At 61.7% G+C, this 20,840-nt stretch carries 20 protein-coding genes; 11 read left to right on the plus strand and 9 right to left on the minus strand.

What is annotated here, in order from left to right; genetic code table 11:
* From cydB to CRO59_RS07125, 3 genes are all read left to right on the plus strand, one after another.
* Entirely contained in the window at positions 1-1,017 is a 1,017-nt protein-coding gene (cydB, locus tag CRO59_RS07115; protein WP_097090269.1) for a cytochrome d ubiquinol oxidase subunit II, read from the plus strand.
* Positions 1,004-1,159 carry a DUF2474 family protein gene (locus CRO59_RS07120; RefSeq protein WP_081730198.1) on the plus strand — a complete coding sequence of 52 codons (156 nt, stop codon included), beginning with the start codon at positions 1,004-1,006 and terminating at the stop codon, positions 1,157-1,159. The genes cydB and CRO59_RS07120 overlap by 14 nt, the downstream gene beginning before the upstream one ends.
* Before the next feature lie 625 nt (positions 1,160-1,784).
* Positions 1,785-2,243, plus strand: coding sequence for a transposase (locus CRO59_RS07125; RefSeq protein WP_097090270.1), 459 nt, complete (start codon positions 1,785-1,787; stop codon positions 2,241-2,243).
* Between the two features lie 754 nt (positions 2,244-2,997).
* Here CRO59_RS07125 and CRO59_RS07130 read toward each other — a convergent pair.
* A complete protein-coding gene (locus CRO59_RS07130; protein WP_097090271.1) occupies positions 2,998-3,849 on the minus strand; it encodes a CAP domain-containing protein in 852 nt (283 codons plus the stop codon).
* Positions 3,850-4,048: 199 nt separating this feature from the next.
* On the opposite strand from CRO59_RS07130, the gene CRO59_RS07135 reads away from it, so the two are divergent.
* Complete coding sequence (locus CRO59_RS07135) at positions 4,049-4,669, plus strand: cell wall hydrolase (RefSeq protein WP_097090272.1); 621 nt, start codon at positions 4,049-4,051, stop codon at positions 4,667-4,669.
* Here the strand turns inward: CRO59_RS07135 and CRO59_RS07140 are convergent.
* Positions 4,666-5,553: a LysR family transcriptional regulator gene (locus tag CRO59_RS07140; protein ID WP_097090273.1), complete on the minus strand. Its 888-nt coding sequence runs from the start codon at positions 5,551-5,553 to the stop codon at positions 4,666-4,668. The two genes, CRO59_RS07135 and CRO59_RS07140, sit on opposite strands and share 4 nt — an antisense overlap.
* 103 nt (positions 5,554-5,656) lie before the next feature.
* Between CRO59_RS07140 and CRO59_RS07145 the strand changes: the two genes are divergently transcribed.
* Entirely contained in the window at positions 5,657-7,045 is a 1,389-nt protein-coding gene (locus tag CRO59_RS07145; protein ID WP_097090274.1) for an MFS transporter, read from the plus strand.
* Here CRO59_RS07145 and CRO59_RS07150 read toward each other — a convergent pair.
* A complete protein-coding gene (locus CRO59_RS07150; protein ID WP_097090275.1) occupies positions 6,993-7,706 on the minus strand; it encodes a murein L,D-transpeptidase catalytic domain family protein in 714 nt (237 codons plus the stop codon). The two genes, CRO59_RS07145 and CRO59_RS07150, sit on opposite strands and share 53 nt — an antisense overlap.
* A gap of 150 nt (positions 7,707-7,856) precedes the next feature.
* Here CRO59_RS07150 and CRO59_RS07155 point away from each other — a divergent pair, with 150 nt between their 5' ends.
* The 3 genes from CRO59_RS07155 to CRO59_RS07165 all read left to right on the plus strand — a co-directional run bounded on the left by CRO59_RS07155 (position 7,857) and on the right by CRO59_RS07165 (position 12,271).
* Entirely contained in the window at positions 7,857-9,473 is a 1,617-nt protein-coding gene (locus tag CRO59_RS07155; protein ID WP_097090276.1) for a murein L,D-transpeptidase, read from the plus strand.
* Between the two features lie 196 nt (positions 9,474-9,669).
* Positions 9,670-10,578, plus strand: a complete 909-nt coding sequence (gene glsB / locus CRO59_RS07160; RefSeq protein ID WP_003226050.1) for a glutaminase B — start codon at positions 9,670-9,672, stop codon at positions 10,576-10,578.
* Between the two features lie 190 nt (positions 10,579-10,768).
* Positions 10,769-12,271 (plus strand): aldehyde dehydrogenase family protein, encoded by a 1,503-nt coding sequence (locus tag CRO59_RS07165; RefSeq protein WP_097090277.1) that lies wholly within the window; start codon positions 10,769-10,771, stop codon positions 12,269-12,271.
* A gap of 155 nt (positions 12,272-12,426) precedes the next feature.
* Here CRO59_RS07165 and CRO59_RS07170 read toward each other — a convergent pair whose 3' ends face one another.
* The 3 genes from CRO59_RS07170 to cynS all read right to left on the minus strand — a co-directional run bounded on the left by CRO59_RS07170 (position 12,427) and on the right by cynS (position 13,886).
* Complete coding sequence (locus CRO59_RS07170) at positions 12,427-13,086, minus strand: carbonic anhydrase (RefSeq protein ID WP_097090278.1); 660 nt, start codon at positions 13,084-13,086, stop codon at positions 12,427-12,429.
* A 12-nt stretch (positions 13,087-13,098) separates the two neighbouring features.
* Positions 13,099-13,335, minus strand: a complete 237-nt coding sequence (locus tag CRO59_RS07175) for a DUF2790 domain-containing protein (protein ID WP_097090279.1) — start codon at positions 13,333-13,335, stop codon at positions 13,099-13,101.
* A gap of 83 nt (positions 13,336-13,418) precedes the next feature.
* Positions 13,419-13,886, minus strand: a complete 468-nt coding sequence (cynS, locus tag CRO59_RS07180) for a cyanase (protein WP_097090280.1) — start codon at positions 13,884-13,886, stop codon at positions 13,419-13,421.
* 120 nt (positions 13,887-14,006) lie between these two features.
* Here cynS and cynR point away from each other — a divergent pair, with 120 nt between their 5' ends.
* Positions 14,007-14,885 carry a transcriptional regulator CynR gene (cynR, locus tag CRO59_RS07185; protein WP_097090281.1) on the plus strand — a complete coding sequence of 293 codons (879 nt, stop codon included), beginning with the start codon at positions 14,007-14,009 and terminating at the stop codon, positions 14,883-14,885.
* Between the two features lie 183 nt (positions 14,886-15,068).
* Here cynR and CRO59_RS07190 read toward each other — a convergent pair whose 3' ends face one another.
* The 3 genes from CRO59_RS07190 to CRO59_RS07200 form a co-directional block, all read right to left on the minus strand.
* Positions 15,069-15,398 (minus strand): hypothetical protein, encoded by a 330-nt coding sequence (locus tag CRO59_RS07190; protein WP_007966852.1) that lies wholly within the window; start codon positions 15,396-15,398, stop codon positions 15,069-15,071.
* A gap of 511 nt (positions 15,399-15,909) precedes the next feature.
* On the minus strand, positions 15,910-16,413 hold the full coding sequence (locus CRO59_RS07195) for a GNAT family N-acetyltransferase (RefSeq protein WP_097090282.1): 504 nt from the start codon (positions 16,411-16,413) through the stop codon (positions 15,910-15,912).
* A 118-nt stretch (positions 16,414-16,531) separates the two neighbouring features.
* On the minus strand, positions 16,532-18,463 hold the full coding sequence (locus CRO59_RS07200) for a DNA topoisomerase III (protein ID WP_097090283.1): 1,932 nt from the start codon (positions 18,461-18,463) through the stop codon (positions 16,532-16,534).
* A 279-nt stretch (positions 18,464-18,742) separates the two neighbouring features.
* Here CRO59_RS07200 and CRO59_RS07205 point away from each other — a divergent pair, with 279 nt between their 5' ends.
* Both CRO59_RS07205 and CRO59_RS07210 read left to right on the plus strand, forming a co-directional pair.
* The gene (locus CRO59_RS07205; RefSeq protein WP_097090284.1) at positions 18,743-20,149 is read left to right on the plus strand and encodes a serralysin family metalloprotease; all 1,407 of its coding nucleotides are present in this window, start codon (positions 18,743-18,745) and stop codon (positions 20,147-20,149) included.
* Between the two features lie 186 nt (positions 20,150-20,335).
* Positions 20,336-20,704, plus strand: a complete 369-nt coding sequence (locus tag CRO59_RS07210; RefSeq protein ID WP_027611734.1) for a DUF427 domain-containing protein — start codon at positions 20,336-20,338, stop codon at positions 20,702-20,704.
* Positions 20,705-20,840 lie beyond the last annotated feature (136 nt).

Below are 20,840 nucleotides of genomic sequence, written 5' to 3' on the forward strand. Positions count from 1 at the left end.
ATGGGTATTCAAGGTATCGATCTCTCGTTGATCTGGGGTGTGATCATCGCCTTCGGGGTGATGATGTACGTGATCATGGACGGCTTCGATCTGGGCCTGGGCATCCTGTTTCCGCTGATCCCGGATGAGCAGGAGCGCGACGTGATGATGAACACAGTCGCCCCAGTGTGGGACGGCAACGAAACCTGGCTGGTGCTCGGTGGTGCGGCGTTGTATGGCGCCTTTCCACTGGCCTACGGGGTGATTCTGGAGGCGCTGTACCTGCCGCTGATCCTGATGCTCTGCGGGCTGATTTTCCGTGGCGTGGCGTTCGAGTTTCGCTTCAAGTCGTCAGCGCAAAAGCGTCACTGGTGGGACAAGGCGTTCATCGGCGGTTCGCTGCTGGCGACGTTCTCCCAGGGTGTGGCGATCGGCGCCTACGTGTCGGGCATTCCCGTGGTGAATCGGCAGTTTGCCGGTGGCGGCCTGGACTGGCTGGCGCCGTTTCCGCTGGTGTGCGGCGTCGGTCTGGTGGTGGCTTATGCGCTGCTGGGCAGCACCTGGTTGCTGGTCAAGACCGAAGGCATGCTCGAGTCGCGGATGCGTCTGTTCACCCGGCCGCTGGCGTGGTTGCTGACGGCTATGGTGGTGGTGATTGGCACGTGGACACTGAAGTTGCACCCGGAATTGGGCACTCGCTGGTCGACCAGCGGGCACTTGATGGTGTTCGCCGGGTTGGTGGTGCTGGCACTGCTGGCGTTGTTCGGGCTGCTGCGCACCTTGCGTCAGCGTCACACCCACTGGCCGTTCGTGTTCACTCTGGTGTTGATGCTGCTCGGTTACATCGGCCTGGCGTTGAGCATCTGGCCAAACATCATCCCGCCATCGGTGAGCCTGTGGGCGGCGGCGTCTCCGCCTTCGAGCCAGTTGTTCGCCTTGATCGGCGCACTGTTCATCCTGCCGGTGATCCTGATGTACACCTTCTGGAGCTACTACGTATTCCGCGGCAAAGTGAGGATTGGCGATGGCTACCATTGATTCGCGTGAGGTCAAAACCAGCCGCTGGTACAAGCGCCTGGGCTGGTTGTTGCTGATCTGGTTCGGCAGTGTCGTGTCACTCGCCGTGGTGGCGAGTGTACTGAAACTGGCGATGTATGCAGCGGGGATGAGAACCCACTGACAATAAAAAAACCGGAGCCATGACTCCGGTTTTTTTGTGCCCGCAATTCTGAACATCACTGATGTCCCCTGTGGGAGCGGGCTTGCTCGCGAAGGCGTCCGCTCAGTCGACATCGATGCTGAATGTGCCGGCCCCTTCGTGAGCAAGCCCACTCCCACCCTAGATTGCGGCCAGCCCCCAATCCTTCATCCACCACCAATCCCACCCTGGATTTCGGCTAGCCGCAAATTCTTCATCCAGCAGCAATCCCCTGTGGGAGCGGGCTTGCTCGCGAAGGCGTCAGGTCAGCCGACATTGATGCTGAGTGTGCCGGCCTCTTCGTGAGCAAGCCCACTCCCACCCTGGATTGCGGCCAGCCCCGAATTCTTCATCCACCACCAATCCCACCTTGGATTTCGGCCAGCCGCAAATTCTTCATCCAGCAGCAATCCCCTGTGGGAGCGGGCTTGCTCGCGAAAGCGTCAGGTCAGCTGACACTGATGCTGAATGTGCTGGCCTCTTCGTGAGCAAGCCCACTCCCACCCTTTTTCTGGTGCACAGACACATCCTGCCAACAAACATGTTCGGCGCACTGTGATGGCTGATCTAGCCTTTTTTTGAATTCAACCATGAACAAGGCAAAGGAATGCCCAAGCGTTACTCATCACATCGCCTGCGAACCGGCCGTCATTGCGAAGAAAATCAGATCTACCTACTAACCGCCAATACTTTGGGGCGTGAGCCGGTGTTCACGGATTACAGGCTCGGCCGGTTGGTTGTGCATCAGTTCAGGCAGGCGCAGGAAGAGGGATTTGCCGACACATTGGCATGGGTGGTTATGCCCGATCATTTTCATTGGCTGATCCAATTGCAAAAAGGAACACTTGGCCAATTGATGTGCCAGGTCAAATCCCTGAGTACTCGTTCAGTCAACACAGCGAGCGGTAGATCCGGAGGCCTTTGGCAGCAAGGTTTTCATGATCATGCATTACGTCGAGAGGAGGATCTGGTGAAACTGGCCCGCTATGTAGTGGCTAATCCACTGCGGGCCGGACTGGTGGAAAAACTCGGTGACTACCCGCTATGGGACGCGGTCTGGGTTTGAACTCAGGATGCGCATTCACCGCATTACTTCAGAATAAGTGCGATCCCAGTGGGAGCGGGCTTGCTCGCGAAAGCGTCAGGTCAGTCGCCACCGATGCTGAATGTGCCGGCCCCTTCGTGAGCAAGCCCACTCCCACCCTTGATCGCGGCCAGCGCCGAAATCTTCATTCAGCGACAATCCCCTGTGGGAGCGGGCTTGCTCGCGAAGGCGTCCGCTCAGTCGATACCGATGCTGAATGTGCCGGCCCCTTCGTGAGCAAGCCCACTCCCACCCTTGATAGCGGCCAGCCCCGAAATCTTCATTCAGCGACAATCCCCAGTGGGAGCGGGCTTGCTCGCGAAGGCGTCAGGTCAGCCAACATTGATGCTGAATGTGCTGGCCTCTTCGTGAGTAAGCCCACTCCCACCCTTGATCGCGGCCAGCCCCGAAATCTTCATTCAGCGACAATCCCCTGTGGGAGCGGGCTTGCTCGCGAAGGCGTCCGCTCAGTCGACACCGATGCTGAATGTGCCGGCCCCTTCGTGAGCAAGCCCACTCCCACCCTTGATCGCGGCCAGCCGCAAATCCTTCATTCACCGACGATCCCCAGTGGGAGCGGGCTTGCTCGCGAAGGCGTCCGCTCAGTCGACACCGATGTTGAATGTGCCGGCCCCTTCGTGAGCAAGCCCACTCCCACCCTTGATAGCGGCCAGCCCCGAATCCTTCATCCACCACCAATCCCCACATCGGATCTTCGGTGTTTTCTGAAGAGGAGTTACTGCGCCCCAAACATCGCGGTCCAGTAAATCCCGGCGCTGCTCTTTGGGTCGGTCGCGTAGGCGGCGCCGAGTTCTTTGTATTGCGGGTTCATCAGGTTAGCGCAGTGGCCGGGGCTGGCGAGCCAGCCGTCGACGACCTTGCGCACGGTGTCTTGCCCGGCGGCGATGTTTTCGCCGACCAGTTGCCCGCTGTAGCCGGCCAGTTCGGCGCGGTCTCCGGGTGTGCGGCCGTCGCGGTCCTTGTGGTCGAAATAGTTGTTGTTGGCCATGTCGCGGCTGTGATCCTGGGAGATCGTGCCCAGGCTCGCGTTCCAGGCCAGTGGCCCGGCCGCGGCAAAGGCCTGGCCGCCGCATTGGCGCGGCTGGGCGCGAGCGGCGTTGAGTTGTTCGAGCAACTTCTGGCCTTCGCTTTGCGCATCGCCGAGCTTCGCCGACAGTAGAGGTCGCGCCAGCACAATACGCCAGTCACGATCAGCACGGCTGACACCGACATCGACGAACTGCGGATCCAGCACCACCTGGCAGAAACTTTCCTCAATCGCCTTCATCGCCGACGCTGCATCCCGTGGGCCGTTGAGGGTGATCGCCTGCACGTTGACCATCGGGTAGCTGGCGCTGGCCATGGCCTGTTGCAGATCGACCGCACCGGCGGCCGGCAGTCTCAGCCGTGGATCGGCCGACAGCGGTGGCAGTTCACTGGACGCCTGGCTGCCGCAACGCTGCGGTTGGCTGCGGTAGGCATTGATCGACTCGATCAGTTGCGACTCGTCGGCAGCCATGGCCGAGGCGGCAAAGGCCAAGCCCACGGACAGCGCGGCAAAACGCAAGACGGATGGCATGAAGCGCATGGAAATCTCCCTTGAGCTGAGTGCGCTCATGATGCGCGAAAGGCCCCCGGTCAGTGCAATGTCTTTTTCTTCATCGAGCGGTTTTTTCTGCGGAACGTTACGTCGGTATTCGCCGTCTACACTCTCCGAAGGCCCCAGGAACCGGGCGTCTCCCCCACGAAACACCTTGCCCGGAACGGGCGCTGCCGGAAGAACAGACATGGGATTGAAATGGTTGGCTGGCTGTTTCGCATTAACCCTTATGGCCGGCGTTGTGAGCGCCACCGAACAGGCGCCGATCAAGGCCAAGGCCGAAGAGAAAGCCCAGGTGCTGGAAGAGAAGGCCGCCGACAAAGTCAGCGCGGCGCCAGCACCCAAATCCGAAGCGATCACCCCCACTGAAGTGCAGGCGGTTGACCCCGCCGGCACCGCGCCGCTGGACGATCCGATCACCTGCCTGGCGCGCAGTATCTACTGGGAAGCCAAGGGCCGCGACACGCTGGAAATGGAGGCGGTGGCCAACGTGGTGATGAACCGCCTCGGCCATGACGGCTTCCCCGACACCGTGTGTGCAGTCGTCAAGCAAGGTTCGGAAACCAAGAGCTGCCAGTTTTCCTGGTGGTGCGATGGCAAGGCCGATCAGGTCAAGGAAGACGCCGAATACACCCTGGCCAAGGACATCGCCGGCAAGGCCCTCAACCGCCAGTTGCCGGATCGCACCCATGGCGCACTGTACTTCCATGATCGCCAGGTGCATCCGAGCTGGGCCAGGGAGTACAAAAAGACCGCCGCGGTCGGCAAATTCCTGTTCTACAAACCGTCTGGGGGCGATGCGCGTTAAACGCAGACTTCTCGTACACAATTGCGCAACCAGCGGTGCGCCGGGTCGGCGTCCATGCGCGGGTGCCAGAGCATCGATACGCTGATCGGCGGCATCCTGAAGGGCAGGGCGAAGCTGTGCAGGCCCATGCGCAGCTTGCTGGTGTGACGCTCCGGAACCGTGGCGATCAGGTCCGATTCGCGGACCAGCGTCAGCGCCGCCGAAAAGCCGCCGAATGAAGTAACGATATCCCGCCTCAGACCTGCGGCGAGCAGCGCTTCGTCAACCGGGCCGCTGCTGCGCCCGCGCCGTGAGATCAGAATGTGCTGGCCGCCGGCAAAGCGTTTGCTGCTGATCTTGCCCGAGCTCAACGGATGGCCCTCACGAACCACACCGATCCAGTGATCCTCAAACAGAATGCGGCTGTGCAGCGTCGGGTCGGTGCTGTCGTCGACCACGCCGGTCTCCAGATCGACCCGGCCTTCGCGCAGCGGCGTGCTGTCCTTGTCGGCTTTCTGCACAAAGCGCAGGCGCACGCCGGGTGCTTCTTCAGCGATGCGCGCGAGCAGCGCGGCGGCGAAGGTTTCGACAAAACCGTCGGTGTTGCGCAGGGTGAAGGTGCGCTGCAATTGGCCGGGATCGAGCACTTCGGCGGGACGCAACACCGCCTCGGCTTCCTGCACCAGAGCGCTGACCCGCTCACGCAATTCCAGCGCACGCGGGGTCGGCACCAGACCTCGGCCGGCGCGCACCAGCAACGGATCGCCAGTGGTTTCGCGCAGCCGGGCCAGGGCGCGGCTCATCGCTGACGGGCTCAGCCGCAGAATGTGCGCGGCGCGGGCGACGCTGCCTTCGCGCAACAACACGTCGAGGGTGATCAACAGGTTCAGATCCGGTGTGCTCATGACATGGCGTTCCGTGCAGGTATCAAGTGCAAAGCATGCGTCTTGCGCCTTGCCTTGTCGAGACGCAGGCTATGCCGTCTGACCTTTGCACCAGGAGCGCCCGATGCCCGGATCCCCCTTGCCCCCTCAAGCCCGCTGGGCGCTGACCAGTCTGGCGCTGTCGATGTTGATGCCGTCGCTGGACACCAGCATCGCCAATGCCGGATTACCGACCTTGGCTGCAGCGTTCGATGCGACGTTTCAACAGGTGCAGTGGATCGTGCTGGCGTACCTGCTGGCGGTCACCACGTTGATTGTCAGCGTCGGGCGTCTGGGCGATGTGTTCGGGCGGCGGCGCCTGCTGCTGATCGGCATCGGCATTTTCACCAGTGCTTCGTCGTGCTGTGCGCTGGCTCCGGGGTTGGGCTGGTTGATCGGCGCACGCGCAGTGCAAGGCCTTGGCGCGGCGATCATGTTCGCCTTGACGGTGGCGCTGGTGGCGGATGCGGTGCCCAAGGCGCGAGCGGGCAGCGCGATGGGTTTGCTGGCAACCATGTCGGCCACCGGCACCAGCCTCGGGCCATCGCTGGGTGGTCTGCTGATCGCGCATGTCGGCTGGCCGTCGATCTTTGTCCTCAACGTGCCATTGGGCCTGCTCAATGCGTGGCTGGTTTATCGTTATCTACCGGCCGATCGCCCGGCCAAATCGGCAGTCGCGTTTGATTACCTCGGCACCGTGGTGCTGGTATTGACGCTGGCCGCCTACGCGCTGGCGATGACGCTCGATGGCTACACGCTGATGTTGCTGCTGGTCAGCCTGTGCGGGGCAGGGGTGTTTGTTGCGGTCGAGATGAACGCCAGGGCGCCGCTGATTCGCCTGTCATTGTTTGCCGACGCACGTCTGAGCAGCAGCCTGGCGCTAACGTTGCTGGTAACGACGGTGATGATGACCACGCTGGTGGTCGGGCCGTTTTACCTGAGCCGGGGCCTGGGACTGGGCAGCACCGTGGTCGGCCTGGCATTGTCGGTCGGGCCGCTGCTGGCGGCGTGTGGCGGGGTGCCGGCGGGGCGTCTGGTGGATCGCTTCGGTACGCGGCGGGTGGTGCCGGGGGCGTTGTTCGGGTTGGCCGGTGGTTGCAGTTTGTTGGCGTTGTTGCCGATGAGTCTCGGTCTGGCGGCGTATCTGCTGCCGATGGCGGTCATTGCCAGCAATTACGCGTTGTTTCAGGCGGCCAACAATAGCGGGTTGATGGCCATGGTCAGTCAGGATCAGCGCGGCGTGGTGTCGGCCCTGCTCGGGCTGTCACGCAATCTCGGACTGATCACCGGCGCGGCGGTCATGGGCGCGGTGTTCGCCTTCGCTACGGGTGACCCGACGCAAGCCCCGGCCGAGGTCATCGGCAGTGGCTTGCACTACACGTTCGGGGTTGCGGCGGCGCTGATGGTCGTCGCCCTGATCGTCAGCTGGCGTGGGTACTCAAGATGCTCGCCACTTGCTGCGGCTGGCAGTTGAGGTACGGCGAGGACTTCAGCCAGAGCTGGTCCGGGTACCAGGAGAACATGAACTGGCCGTCCTTGAGTTTATCGATCACCTGCTTCGCCACTTGCGGGCGCACCGCCGGGCAACCCTGGCTGCGACCGATACGGCCCTGACGCTTGCTCCACAACGGATTCACGTAGTCGGCGGCGTGGATCACGATGGCGCGGTCGCGGGCCAGGTCATTGAAGCCCGGTTCCAGACCGTCCATGCGCAGCGAATAACCATGGGTCCCCTCGTAACTTTCCTGGGTGCGGAACAGACCGAGGCTGGATTGGTAACTGCCTTCGCGGTTGGAGAACTGGGTAGCGAAATTTTCCCCGGAATTTGAACCGTGGGCGACCAGATCGCGCAGCACCAGTTTCTTTCTGTTCAGATCGAAGATCCACAGCCGGCGGGCGGTGGAGGGCTGCGAATAGTCGATGATCGCCAGGTGGCGTGAGGGTCTCGCGCCATTGTTGACTGCGCATTGCATGGCGCTCAAGGCACCTTTCAGCGCTTGGGGATTGAGTTCCGGCGCGGCGTGGGCGAGGCTGGTGAAGAGAACCGGCGATGGTTTGCCGGCGGCGAAAGCTGGGCTGCTCACGACGACGAGGGTCGCGGTGGTCAGCAGAAGTCGGCGCAAATACGTCAACATTTATAAAGTGTCCTCACTTGCTACTTATTTGGCACTTTGGCTCCTGACTCCCAGTCATACCCGACAGACCCCTGTTTCGAGCCTGACTGTTCAGCGCACCTGATGTAAGGTTGACCGTCATTCAGACGGCCACGGATTGGAGTAAAGCAGTTGTTCAAAAAGTACGCATGCTACTTGAGCATTTGTTTGCTCGCTGCGCCGTTTGTCGCTTGCGCCGATGAGCCGCTGCCACCGTTGCAGACCCTGCCGACGCTGCCGGCGGAAATGCCGGTCGAGCCACAAAGTCCGCTGCAAGCGGTGCTGATCGGTTTGCCCCAGGCGTGCCCGGCGATTGCCGCGCACCTGAGCGGCGCGGCGCTGACGCAATTGCAGGCGTTTTATCAGCAGCAGGACTGGCTGCCGGTGTGGGCCAGCGAGTCCGGGCGATTGCCGGCCTTGCGCGCGCAGTTGCAGCTGTTGGCCGATGATGGCCTCAATCCCAAGCGCTACCCGGTGGCGGCCAATCCGCCGCAGGACGGCGAGTTGTGTGCCGATATCGATATCAGCCGCTCGTATCTGCAAGCGCTGCAGGACCTGCATTACGGTCGTCTGCTGCAATCGCATTTCGAGCCGCTGTGGCATTCCGATGACACCCCGCGTGATCGTCAGGCGGAATTGCTGGCGATCGCCGTGCCCGGTCTGCACGACATCAAGACCGCGTTCGATCTGGCGCGTCCGCGTCTGGCGCAATACCAGAGCCTGCGCCACCTCTACGCCAGCCAGCGGCTGCAGGCCTTGCCGCACTGGCAGTCGGTGGGCAACGGCCCGTTGCTGCGCCCGGCGATGGAAGACAAACGCGTGCCGGAACTGGCCCAACGCCTGTTCAACGAAGGCTATCTGACCCACGCCATCGGCACGCCCGGCAATGCCTATGAGGGCGTGCTGGTGGAAGCGGTGAAGAGCTTTCAGGCCAACCATTCGTTGCAGGCCGACGGGGTAGTCGGGCCGGGGACGATTGCCGAGCTCAACATCAGCCCGCTGACGCGCCGCGAACAATTGCGCGTCAACCTTGAACGTTTCCGCTGGCTGGCGCAGGACATGGAGCCCGACGGTTTGCTGGTCAACGTCGCTGCCGCCGAGTTGACCCTGTATCAGGCCGGCGTGCCGGTCTGGCAGACCCGTACCCAGGTCGGTCGCGCCGAACGGCAGACCCCGCTGCTGAAATCCCGGGTCACGCGCCTGACCCTGAACCCGACCTGGACCGTGCCGCCGACCATCTGGAAAGAAGACAAGCTGCCGGCGATCCGCAAGGATCAGACCTTCCTCAGCCGGCAGAATCTGCAGGTGCTCGACGCCCATGGCCAGCCGTTGGCCGCAGCGGATATCGACTGGGACAACCCCGGCAACATCATGCTGCGCCAGGAGGCCGGGCCGCGTAATCCGCTGGGGCAACTGGTGATCCGCTTCCCCAACCCATTCGCGGTGTACCTGCACGATACGCCGAGCAAGGCCCTGTTCGACAAAGGCCCGCGCGCCTTCAGCTCCGGCTGTGTGCGGGTCGAGCACCCGATGCAACTGCGCGACCTGTTGCTGACCCCGGCGGAACGTACGCGCACCGACACCTTGCTCGCTACCGGCAGCACCCACGAATTCCGTCTGTCGGCACCGGTGCCGATCCTCATGACCTACTGGACGGCGCAGGTCGGCAAGGATGGGCAGGTGCGTTATGCGCCGGATATCTACAGCCGCGACAGCGCACTGCTCGCCGGTCTCGACGGCGCACACTGAATCGCAGTCATACATACAACCCTGTAGGAGTGAGCCTGCTCGCGATAGCGGTGTATCAGAAAGATCAACTTCACAAATACACCGCTATCGCGAGCAGGCTCACTCCTACAAAGGGGTTTGTGTGATTCCGCAAGCTTGCGCAGCGTCTAGCCCCAGTGTCCCCGCAATCCCATGGGGCGAGACTTCGGAACCCGGCATGCAAGCGCTGTTGAACGAGATTCTTGACGCTGTCCGGCCCCTGATCGGGCAGGGCAAAGTGGCTGACTACATTCCCGCCCTCGGCACCGTGCCGGCCAATCAGCTGGGCATCGCCGTGTATGGCAACGACGGCGAAATGTATTGCGCCGGCGACGCCGAGACGCCGTTCTCGGTGCAGAGTATTTCCAAGGTGTTCAGCCTGGTGCAGGCAATCGAGCATTCCGGCGAGGCGATCTGGGAGCGCCTGGGGCACGAGCCGTCCGGCCAGCCGTTCAACTCGCTGGTGCAACTGGAGTTCGAACGCGGGCGTCCGCGCAATCCGTTCATCAACGCCGGGGCGCTGGTGATCTGCGACATCAACCAGTCGCGATTCGCCGCGCCAGCCCTGTCGATGCGCGACTTCGTGCGGCGCCTGTCGGGCAATCCGCAGGTGATCGTCGATGGCAAGGTCGCCGAATCCGAGTACCAGCATCGCGCCCGCAATGCGGCCATGGCGTACCTGATGCAATCGTTCGGCAACTTCCACAACGACGTCGAAGCGGTGCTGCGCAGCTACTTCAGCCACTGCGCGCTGCGCATGAACTGCATCGATCTGGCCCGCGCATTCTGCTTCCTCGCCAACGACGGTTTCTGCAAACACAGCGGCGAACAGATCCTCACTCGGCGCCAGACTCAGCAGGTCAACTCGATCATGGCCACCAGCGGCCTGTACGACGAGGCCGGCAACTTCGCTTATCGCGTCGGCCTGCCGGGCAAGAGCGGGGTAGGCGGCGGGATCGTCGCGGTGGTGCCGGGGCAGTTCACGGTGTGCGTGTGGTCGCCGGAACTCAACGCTGCCGGCAACTCGCTGGCGGGGATGGCGGCGCTGGAGATGCTCAGTTCGCGGATTGGCTGGTCGGTGTTCTGACCCAATCTTCCAAACACTGCAAAACCCGGTGGGAGCGAGCCTGCTCGCGAAAGCGTCGTGCCTGTCGATGCATCTCTCGCTGACCCACCGCATTCGCGAGCAGGCTCGCTCCCACAAGGGTTTTGTGTTGCCTCGGAGAGCGCAGTTCCTATACATTTTCCGGCCGCCCCTCATATGGTGAATCCGCTTCATGTCTCTTGCGCTCGAACGTCTAGTCGCTGGCACGCCGATCCCTTTCGCTGGTAACCGCGTGACCGTGGTCAGCCCCGAACTGGCGGCGCGGTTTCAGCCCGGTGACCACCTGCTGGTCGAGCAGGTGAGTGGCGAGCTGTTGCTGATTCCGGTGGTCGATCAACAAGCGGCTGCGGTGGCAATCGAGCGTGCTGAAGCGGCATTCACTGCATTGTCGGCAGTCTCCGACGAAGCCATCAGCCACTTCTTCGATCTGTTCGCGCAACGCCTGGAAACCGCGGAGTGCTGGAACCTGATCGAAGCCGCCAACCTGGCCGACATCGAACGCGCCAAGGCCCGTGGCCGCTCGACCACCCGACTGTTCGCCGACGAACGCATGCGCCGCGACATGATCGCCGGTCTGCGCGCCTGGCGGGATGCGCCGGCCACGCGCGGCAAGGTCATCAGCAGCGTCGAACACGACGGCTGGAAGGTCGAGCAAGTGGTGTCGCCGCTGGGCATCGTGGCTTTCGTGTTCGAAGGACGGCCGAACGTGTTCGCCGATGCCGCCGGTGTACTGCGCACCGGCAACACCGCGGTGCTGCGCATCGGCAGCGATGCATTGGGCACCGCGCAAGCAATCGTCACTCACGCGCTGAATCCGGCGCTGGCCGATGCCGGTTTGCCGGCGGGTGCGGTGTCGCTGGTGGAAAGTGTCAATCACGCGGCCGGGTGGGCGATGTTCGCCGACCGGCGTCTGTCGCTGGCGGTGGCCCGGGGTTCGGGGCGTGCGGTCAGCCAGTTGGGCAGCATCGCCCAGCAGGCGGGCACGGCCGTCAGCCTGCATGGCACCGGCGGCGCCTGGTTGATTGCCGACCGTGATGCCGATGCCACACGTTTTGCCGCCGTGGTGCGCAATTCGCTGGATCGCAAAGTCTGCAACACCCTGAACGTCTGCCTGATTCACCACGAGCGTGCTGCCGAACTGGTGCCGCTGTTCCTCGATGCGCTAAAGCAGGCCGGCAGCGCACGCGGGCAGGGCTGCAAATTGCACATCGTCGCCGGCAGCGAAAGTTACCTGCCGGCTGAGTGGCAGAACGCGACGGTCGAGGTCTATCGCGCCGAGGGTTATCAGACCGAAGCCCTGGCCGAAGCGCTGGCGGAATCAGAGCTGGGCCGCGAGTGGGAATGGGAAGAAACCCCGGAAGTCAGCCTGATGATTGTCGACGATCTGGATCAGGCGATCGCGCTGTTCAACCGCTACAGCCCACAGTTCACGGTGTCGCTGATCAGCGAGGATGCTGCTGCGCAAGAGCGTTTTTACAACGCGGTGAACGCACCGTTTGTGGGTAACGGGATTACCCGTTGGGTCGATGGCCAGTACGCGCTGAACAAGCCGGAACTGGGGCTTTCGAACTGGGAGAGCGGGCGCTTGTTTGCGCGCAGTGCGATTCTTTCGGGGGATGGGGTGTTTACGGTTCGTAGCCGTATGACCCAGATCGACCTCAGCGTAAAACGCTGAAAACGCCTTATCCCGATTGATGCACACCGGCCCTGTGGCGAGGGGATTTATCCCCGATGGGGCGCGAAGCGGCCCCAAGAGATCGGGCCTGCTGCGCAGTCCATCGGGGATAAATCCCCTCGCCACAAGTTCCTCTTCACCTCAGCGGACTTGTATCAGGCGGCTGCGCTGGCGTTTGCCTGAACGGCGCACGTCGCCGGCTGCTCAGCCAACGGCACAAACGTGCGCCGATCCGCCGCCAGCGCATCGATTGAGCCTGTCTCGATGTCATACACCCAGCCATGCAGGTTCAGCAGGCCCTTCTCCTGGGCCAGACGTACGCTCGGGTGGGTCTGAATATTCGCCAGTTGCGCGATCACATTTTCCCGCACCATCGAACTCAATTTCGCCGCGTCATTGGCATGCGGCCGCGCCTCGTTCACCACTTTCGCCGACTCGGCATGTTGCAGCCAGCCGCTGACGGCGGGCAGGTGATCCATGCATTTGCATTGGGCAATCGCGGTCATCGCGCCGCAATCGGAGTGGCCGCAGATCACGATGTCCGTCACCCCAAGCACCGCCACCGCATATTCCACCGTCGCCGACACCCCGCCCGGATGCGGGCTGTAGGACGGCACGATATTGCCCGCGTTGCGGATCACGAACAGCTCGCCGGGTTCTTGCTGGGTCAGCAGTTCCGGCACCACGCGGCTGTCGGAACAGGTGATGAACAAGGTGCCCGGGGTTTGAGTGGTCGCCAAGTGCTTGAACAGCGCGGTGCGTTGCGGAAACGCCTCGTTCTGGAACTTCAGGAAGCCTTCGATCAGGTTTTTCATGGTGTTGTCCTCTCAGTTCGAACAGCCGGTGCCGAATTCGCTGTATTGAAGAATGTGTTTTGCGCCGTGGCTGTCGAGGTAGGTCATCTCGACCGGTACAACGCCGCAGACGTCGGCGACCGGGGTGATGTTCACGATTTCAGCAATATCCAGAGTCATGCCGTATCGATAGGCAATCGCCTCTTCATCCGCCTGGGCCTGGGCGGCAAGGCCGGCGAGCAGGGTCAGGGTCAACAGAATTTTGTGCATGGGGCAGCCTCCAGGCAGATGTGGTGACGACTTGGCAATTGAGGTTTGGATGGGCCCGCACACGGGGTGCGGGCCGGGGTGGATCAGAACGGACGCAGCGGCAGGAACTTGCCGTCGAGGGTGACCACGGCGCGGGAGCCGCCTTCCGGGTCTTCGACTTTCTTGATGTCGAGCTTGAAGTTGATGGCGCTGATGATGCCGTCGCCGAACTGCTCGTGGACCAGGGCTTTGAGGGTGGTGCCGTAGATCTGGATCATCTCGTGGAAGCGGTAGATGGTCGGGTCGGTCGGCACGCCGCTGAGGCTGCCGCGTAGCGGGATGATCTGCAGGGCGGCAACGGCGTCGGCGTCCAGCTCGAGTTTGTCGCCGACCACTTGCGCGGCGTCTTGCGGCAACGGGTGCTGGCCGAGCAGTGCAGCGGTGACGTAGGCCAGGCTCAGGCCGGTGCCATCGGCCAGATCCTGCCATGACAAATTCTTGCGGGCCTTGATGTCGAGAATGCGGGTGGTCAGGGCCAGGCTGGCATCGTTGTAGGCGTGGGACTGTTGCATGGTGTCACTCCTTTCAAGGTTGGCTTGCGGTGTGGGAGCCATCTTCTGCCGATTGGTCCATAGCGTCCAAGATCGATATACAATGCTTCGCATAAGCCCTGCCTATAGATGGTGAGTTCAATGCTGCTGCGACATTTGCGATATCTGCTGGCCGTGGCCGATCACGGCGGCTTCACCCGGGCGGCGGAGGCGTTGCATGTGTCGCAGCCGACTCTGTCGCAACAGATCCGCCAACTGGAGGAAAGCCTCGGGGTGAACCTGTTCGATCGCACCTCACGCACCGTTAAACCCACCGATGCCGGTGAGGCTTACATTGAGTGTGCGCGGCGCGTGCTGGTGGAACTGGAGGCGGGCAAGCGGGCGTTGCATGACGTTAAGGATCTGTCGCGTGGGCGCTTGCGGCTGGCCATGACGCCGACGTTCATGGCCTATCTGGTCGGGCCGTTGGTTCGCGATTTTGCGGCGCGCTATCCGGGTATCCATCTGCAGATTTTCGAGCTGTCGATGGACGACATCGAGGCGGGGCTGGCGGACGATTCGCTGGACATCGCGATTGCCTTTACCCCGGTGCGCCACCCGGACATCGAGTGCATCCCGGCGTTTACCGAAACCCTGGGAATCATGGTCGGGCGCGAGCATCCGCTGTACGACAGCAGCGCGGTGCTGACATCGAGTGATCTTGCGCAACTGGATTTCGCCTTGCTGGCGCCAGATTTCATCACACGGTTATCGATCGATGAGTATTTCCGTCAGCAGGGGATCACGCCACAGGTGCGGATCGAGGTGAACTCGGTGAGTACGTTGCTGGAGGTGGTGCGGCATTCGCCGATGGCGACGATGTTGCCCGAAGCGATTGCCAGCGAAGACCGGGCGTTGCGTCGCTTGAGCGTCGAGAACGAAGCGCCGCAGCGTGGGGCGGCGTTGTTGCGGCGGCGGAATAATTACCACAGTGCGGCGGCGCTGGCGTTTATGAATCTGGTCCTGCAAACGAAAATCTGACCAACAACACAGCCCCCCTGTGGGAGCGGGCTTGCTCGCGAAAGCGGTTTATCAGTTGAATAGATGTCGACTGACACGGCCCATTCGCGAGCAAGCTCGCTCCCACAGGGTTACATGACTCGCAGATGTAAAAAGGGCCTGCTTCCTTTGGAAGCAGGCCCTTTTATTTATTGAAGTTGTAAATCAGTAGAACCGGTCAATCACCCGAACTTCATTCTTGTTCTGCATCGAATCCCACGCCTGTTTCAGCGTCTGCAGCACATTGCCGATGAAGTCCTTGTCGGCCGCAGCTTTCTTGCCGACATAACCGTGGCCGCGGCGGTACATCTTCAGGCGGGCCAGCAGGTTCTGGTTGCTGCGGTCGAATTCTTCTTCACCAGCGTGGGGCGACAGGCAGTCGATATGCACCTGACCCGACTTGCTGATCCAGAGAATGTGGCTGTCGTGGCTGTCTTTTTGTGCAGCGAACATACGAGCCAGTTCTTCGATAGTAGGTTGATTGTTCAGATTCATGATGTTTGCCCCTTGACCAGTCTGGTGATCTTTCAAAGTTGATTCGCTAATACAGGTAGCCCATCGGTTAGTTGATCCCTGGCACCGAAACCAGGACGTCAGCGGTCGCCCGTGTGAAGTACGGGGTCATGCGTCTGTTGCATGTAGTCGTGTTGAATAACTGCTACGCAATAGCGTCACAACGAGGAGAAGCAGCGAAAACCGGGAGGCTCCTTGACGACGTTTTCAGGGTCGGCCACAAGCGTCTTGAGAATTTTCGCCAGCGCTTCTCGTCCTTGTACTGGACGTTCAGGCCAGGTCAGCTTCTTCAATCTGCCTTGTGGGCAGCGTGTATCCGGAAAAAACAACTCGGCGGTCAGACGAGTTTGCTCAAGCGTGTTACCGATGTTCCCGATCGGGGAACGTCTTCATCATGCAAAAGCAAAACGGTGCCGTCAACGGTTTTGTAGTGATTATTTTTGCTCACTACATATTGTCGGACAAAGCGGTTTTGGAATGAGAAAAGATCCGTTCAGGCAACGGATGCGGGGGCGCGCAGGACGTAGAAGGTGCAGGGGTAACCGTCCACGGCGCGCTGTTGGCGGGTAAATACGCCGCCAGTCAATTCGGGGATCAACCTGGCCCAGAAGCGCTGCGCAGGCAGGTTGGCGTCGATGTGGAAAATCTGCCATTGACCGGGCAGGCGGCTCAAGAGGACAGAGACGACAAACTGCGCGACGCCTTGGCCACGAAAACGCCGGGTGAGGAAGAAGTAGCCGATGTTGTGTTCGGCGCCGTCGATGTGGGTGTCGTTATCCACGGTCACGAAGCCGGCCAGTTCACCGTCGACGCGGATCAGGAACGGTTGGGTAGCGGGATTGCGCCAGTAATCGTCTTTCTGCTGAATGCTGAAGAAGCCATGTTCGCCGAGTTTCAGTGGTAGCCATTGGCTGAAGTCGTACATGTAGAACTGCATGAGGTTTTCGATGGTTTGCAGTTCGTCGCGGTGGGCGGGGTGCAGTTCGATAGTGGGCATTGGGGGAATTCCTGAAGATTGCGACTTCAGTATTGTCGACTCATACCTTGTGGTGAGGGGATAAATCCCCTCACCACAGAGTCCCTCTCCACAGAATCCCCCACCACAGGACTGATCATTACTTCGCTGTGCGCTTGGCTGCGCTGGCAGTTTTGCTTCGGGTCGATTTACGCTTTTTCTTCCACGGCGCAGCAGCCTTGCCGGCCGGTGGCGGGCCGCTGATGGTCAGGCTCAGCGCAGAACACCGGGTGACCTGCTTGCTCATCCACGCCGCCTGTTTGGTGACGAACTCCTCCAGGCTCATTTCGCCACTCTGCACCATGTCCAGCGCTTGTTCCCAGATGGCGGTGGTGCCGGGATCGGCAATTGCCCGGGGCACGGCGTCGATCAGGCTGAAGGCCGCCGGCGTCGCGGCCAGTGCCTTGCCGTTCTTCACCAGATAACCGCGATCCAGCAGACCCTGAATGATCGAAGCGCGGGTCGCTTCGGTGCCGATGCCGGTGGTGTCCTTGAGTTTCTGTTTGAGCAACGGATCTTCCACCAGTCTGGCGACGTTTTTCATCGCCTTGATCAGGTCGCCCTCGGTGTAGGGTTTGGGCGGTTGCGTCCACAGATCCTTGAGGTTCACGCCGGCCACGGCGCAATCGATACCCTGGCTCAGCGCCGGCAGGGTTTGCGGGGCTGGCGCTTCACGGCCCTTGGCCGGGGCGAGGGCTTCGGGCAGGGCGCGCTTCCAGCCCGGTTCGATGATCTGCTTGCCGACGGCGCGCAAGGCTTCACCGGCACAATCGAAGTCGGCCTGGGTGCGATCGTATTCATGGTTGGGCAGAAATTGCGCCAGATAACGCGCGCGAATCAGGGTGTAGACCGCCCGGTGTTTGCCGCTCAGGCGTTCGAGATTTTTCGCCGCGGCGGTGGGGATGATGCCGTGGTGGGCGCTGACCTTGGCGTCGTTCCACGCCCGCGAGCGGCGCTGCGGGTCGAGGTGACCGTTCAACACGTCAAGGCTCGGGTCGGCCTGACGCAGTGCGGCGAGTATCCCCGGTGCCTCGCTGTGCTGGCTCAGCGGCAGGAAACCGCAATCGCTGCGCGGGTAGGTGATGACTTTGTAGGTTTCGTAAAGGGCCTGGGCGATGTCGAGAGTCTCCTGGGCGCCGAGACCGAGTTTCTTCGAGCAGACCTCCTGCAGGGTGCCCAGATCGAATGGCAGCGGTGCCACTTCACGCATGCGTTCAGTGCGCAGTTTGACCACCCGCGCACTGGCGGCGCTGTCCAGAGCGGCGGCTGCCTGCTGGGCCAGTGCCTGATTCAGGCAGCGATCCTGATCGTCGCAAACGTCCGAGGGCGCACGCCATTGCGCGGTGAACGGCGTGCCGTCGTGCAGCAGTTGCACATCGATCGCCCAATACGGCACCGGCACGAAATCGGCGATGCTGCGGTCGCGATCCACCACCAGCCGCAGTGTCGGCGTCTGTACCCGGCCGACGGGCAGCACACCCTGATAGCCGGACTGCCGGCCCAATAGCGTAAACAGGCGACTCATGTTCATGCCGATCAGCCAGTCGGCCCGCGAGCGCCCCAGCGCCGAGTGATACAGGCTGAAGGTTTCCGCCCCTGGCTTCAGCGCGGCCAGAGCCTTGCGGATCGATGCTTCATCCAGCGCCGACAGCCACAAGCGGCGGATCGGCCCGCGATAGCGGCAGTGCTCGACCAGTTCCCGGGCGATCATTTCGCCCTCACGGTCGGCGTCGGTGGCGATGATCAGTTCGCTGGCCTCGCCGAGCAGGCGCTTGACCGCTTTGTACTGGCTGGCGGTGCGCGGCTTGACGGTCATTTTCCATTTGTCGGGAATGATCGGCAGATCCGCCAGCACCCAGCGCTTGTAGCGCGCGTCGTAGGCATCCGGCGGCGCGGTTTCCAGCAGATGGCCAATGCACCAGGTCACTGTGACGTCCGTTCCCAGCCAGCAGCCGTCGCCCCGACGCCTGGCGCCCAGCACGGCCGCGATGTCTTTGGCCTGGGAAGGTTTTTCACAGAGGTACAGCCGCATAACCACCGTCGTCGATCAGTTCACTGGAGGTGCACAGGATGGCCGCAGTTGGCGCCCGGAGCAACTTTTATCTGTATGGATATACAGATCAAAACGTTGCCGGGGATGACCGGTATTACCGGGACGTCGCGAGCGGCTATCGAGAAATCGATTGGCAAGGCAGTTGACGCCCGTGTCAGGTTCAACGGGCTTCTCAGAAACGCGAGTGACCGGACGATCTCGCTAGTGGATCGCCGTGCTCGACGCGTACTGCCAACTCTGAAACAAGGAAGTCCCACCATGGCTCAAGCCAAAGCAAAATCCAGCAGCGCCTATGACGAAGTGAACGCCTTCAGCCACCTGTACGACCGTGGCGTCGGCCTGGTGAACGGCAAACCGTCGTTCACCGCCGATCAGGCAGCCGACGAAATCCTGCGCAAAAACCTGTCGTGGCACGACAAGAACGGCGACGGCAAAATCTCCCTGACCTACACCTTCCTTACCGAGAAACCGGCAAACTACAACCCGAACCTCGGCAACTTCAGCCAGTTCAGCGCTCAGCAAAAGGCTCAAGCCATACTGGCCATGCAATCCTGGGCCGACGTGGCCAAGGTCACGTTCACTGAAGGCAAGGGCGGCGACGGCCACATGACCTTCGGCAACTACGACGTCAGCACCGGCGGCGCAGCGTTCGCCTACCTGCCGAGCGGCGGCAGCTATGACGGTCAGTCGTGGTACCTGATCAACAATCAATATCAGGTCAACAAGACCCCGGACACCAACAACTACGGGCGTCAGACCCTGACCCACGAAATCGGCCACACCCTTGGCCTGTCGCACCCGGGCGCCTACAACGCCGGCAACGGCAGCCCGACCTACAACGACGCCAAGTACGCCGAAGACACCCGTGGCTACAGCCTGATGAGCTACTGGAGCGAAGCCAACACCGACCAGAACTTCAGCAAGGACGGCAGCGGCGCCTACGCCTCGGCGCCGTTGCTCGACGATATCGTGGCGGTGCAGAAACTCTACGGCGCCAACTATGCAACCCGCGCCGATGACACCACCTACGGTTTCGGCTCCAACGCCGGCCGCGATTTCTACAGCGCAACATCGGCGGCGTCGAAAGTTGTGTTCTCAGTGTGGGACGGTGGCGGTAACGATACGCTGAACTTCTCCGGCTTCACCCAGAACCAGAAGATCAACCTCAATGAGGGTTCGTTCTCTGACGTTGGCGGGCTGGTCGGCAACGTATCGATTGCCTATGGCGTGACCGTGGAGAATGCGGTTGGCGGTTCGGGCAATGACCTGCTGATCGGCAACTCGGCCGTCAACCATCTGTTCGGCGGAGCCGGCAACGACATCCTTTACGGCGGTGGCGGCGCGGATGTGCTGTGGGGCGGCGAGGGCGCAGACACCTTCGTGTTCGGCGCAGCCAGCGATTCGACCGACAACCAGCCGGACTGGATCATGGATTTCAAGAGCGGCGTGGACAAGATCGACCTCTCGGGCATCGCCGCGTTTGCCACGGGGGCGGCGTCACTGAACTTCGTCAGCAGTTTCACCGGCCACGCGGGCGATGCGATCCTGACTTACTACGCGCAGAACGGTCAGACCGGGCTGCTGGTCGATCTGACCGGGCAGGGGCAGGTTGACTTTGCCGTGGGTGTGGTGGGGCAGGCGGTGGCGACTGATATCGTGGTTTGATGTGAAATGACAGGGCCAACCTGACGCTTGTGGCGAGGGAGCTTGCTCCCGCTCGGCGGCGAAGCCGTCGCAAAACCTGAAATCGCGTTATACCTGATGCAGCGCGATTTCCGGATTTGGGTCTGCTATGCAGCCCAGCGGGAGCAAGCTCCCTCGCCACTGTTCATTTGTCCCTGGAGAACCCCCATGAGCACCACCGGCCTCAATCCCGTCATCACCCTCGAAGAACTCCCCGGTTGCCTGCTGGTGAAATTCCACGGCATCCAGGTCGCGGCGTCCTCGCATGTGCTGGTGCTCCATGAGGCCAACTACCCGCCGGTGTACTACGTGCCCCGCGAAGACATCGACGAGAAATACTTCGCCCGCACCGACCACACCAGTTACTGCCCGTACAAGGGCGATGCCAATTACTTCAGCCTGCAAGTGCCGGGGCATGAGGGGGCGAATGCGGTGTGGACGTACGAGAAACCGAAAATCTCGGTGGAGCAGATCAAGAACTATGTGGCGTTTTATCCCGATCAGGTGAAGTTTGAAGTGATCAAGGCTGACGCTTAGTTCCTGGATGAAGAGATTTAATTGTGGCGAGGGGATTTATCCCCGATGGACTACGTAGTAGTCCCATTTTTCACGGGGGGCGCTACGCACCCCATCGGGGATAAATCCCCTCGCCACAGGTTTTTTTCACCAAAGG

The organism is Pseudomonas sp. LAMO17WK12:I5 (assembly GCF_900215165.1).
GTDB lineage: Bacteria > Pseudomonadota > Gammaproteobacteria > Pseudomonadales > Pseudomonadaceae > Aquipseudomonas > Aquipseudomonas putida_A.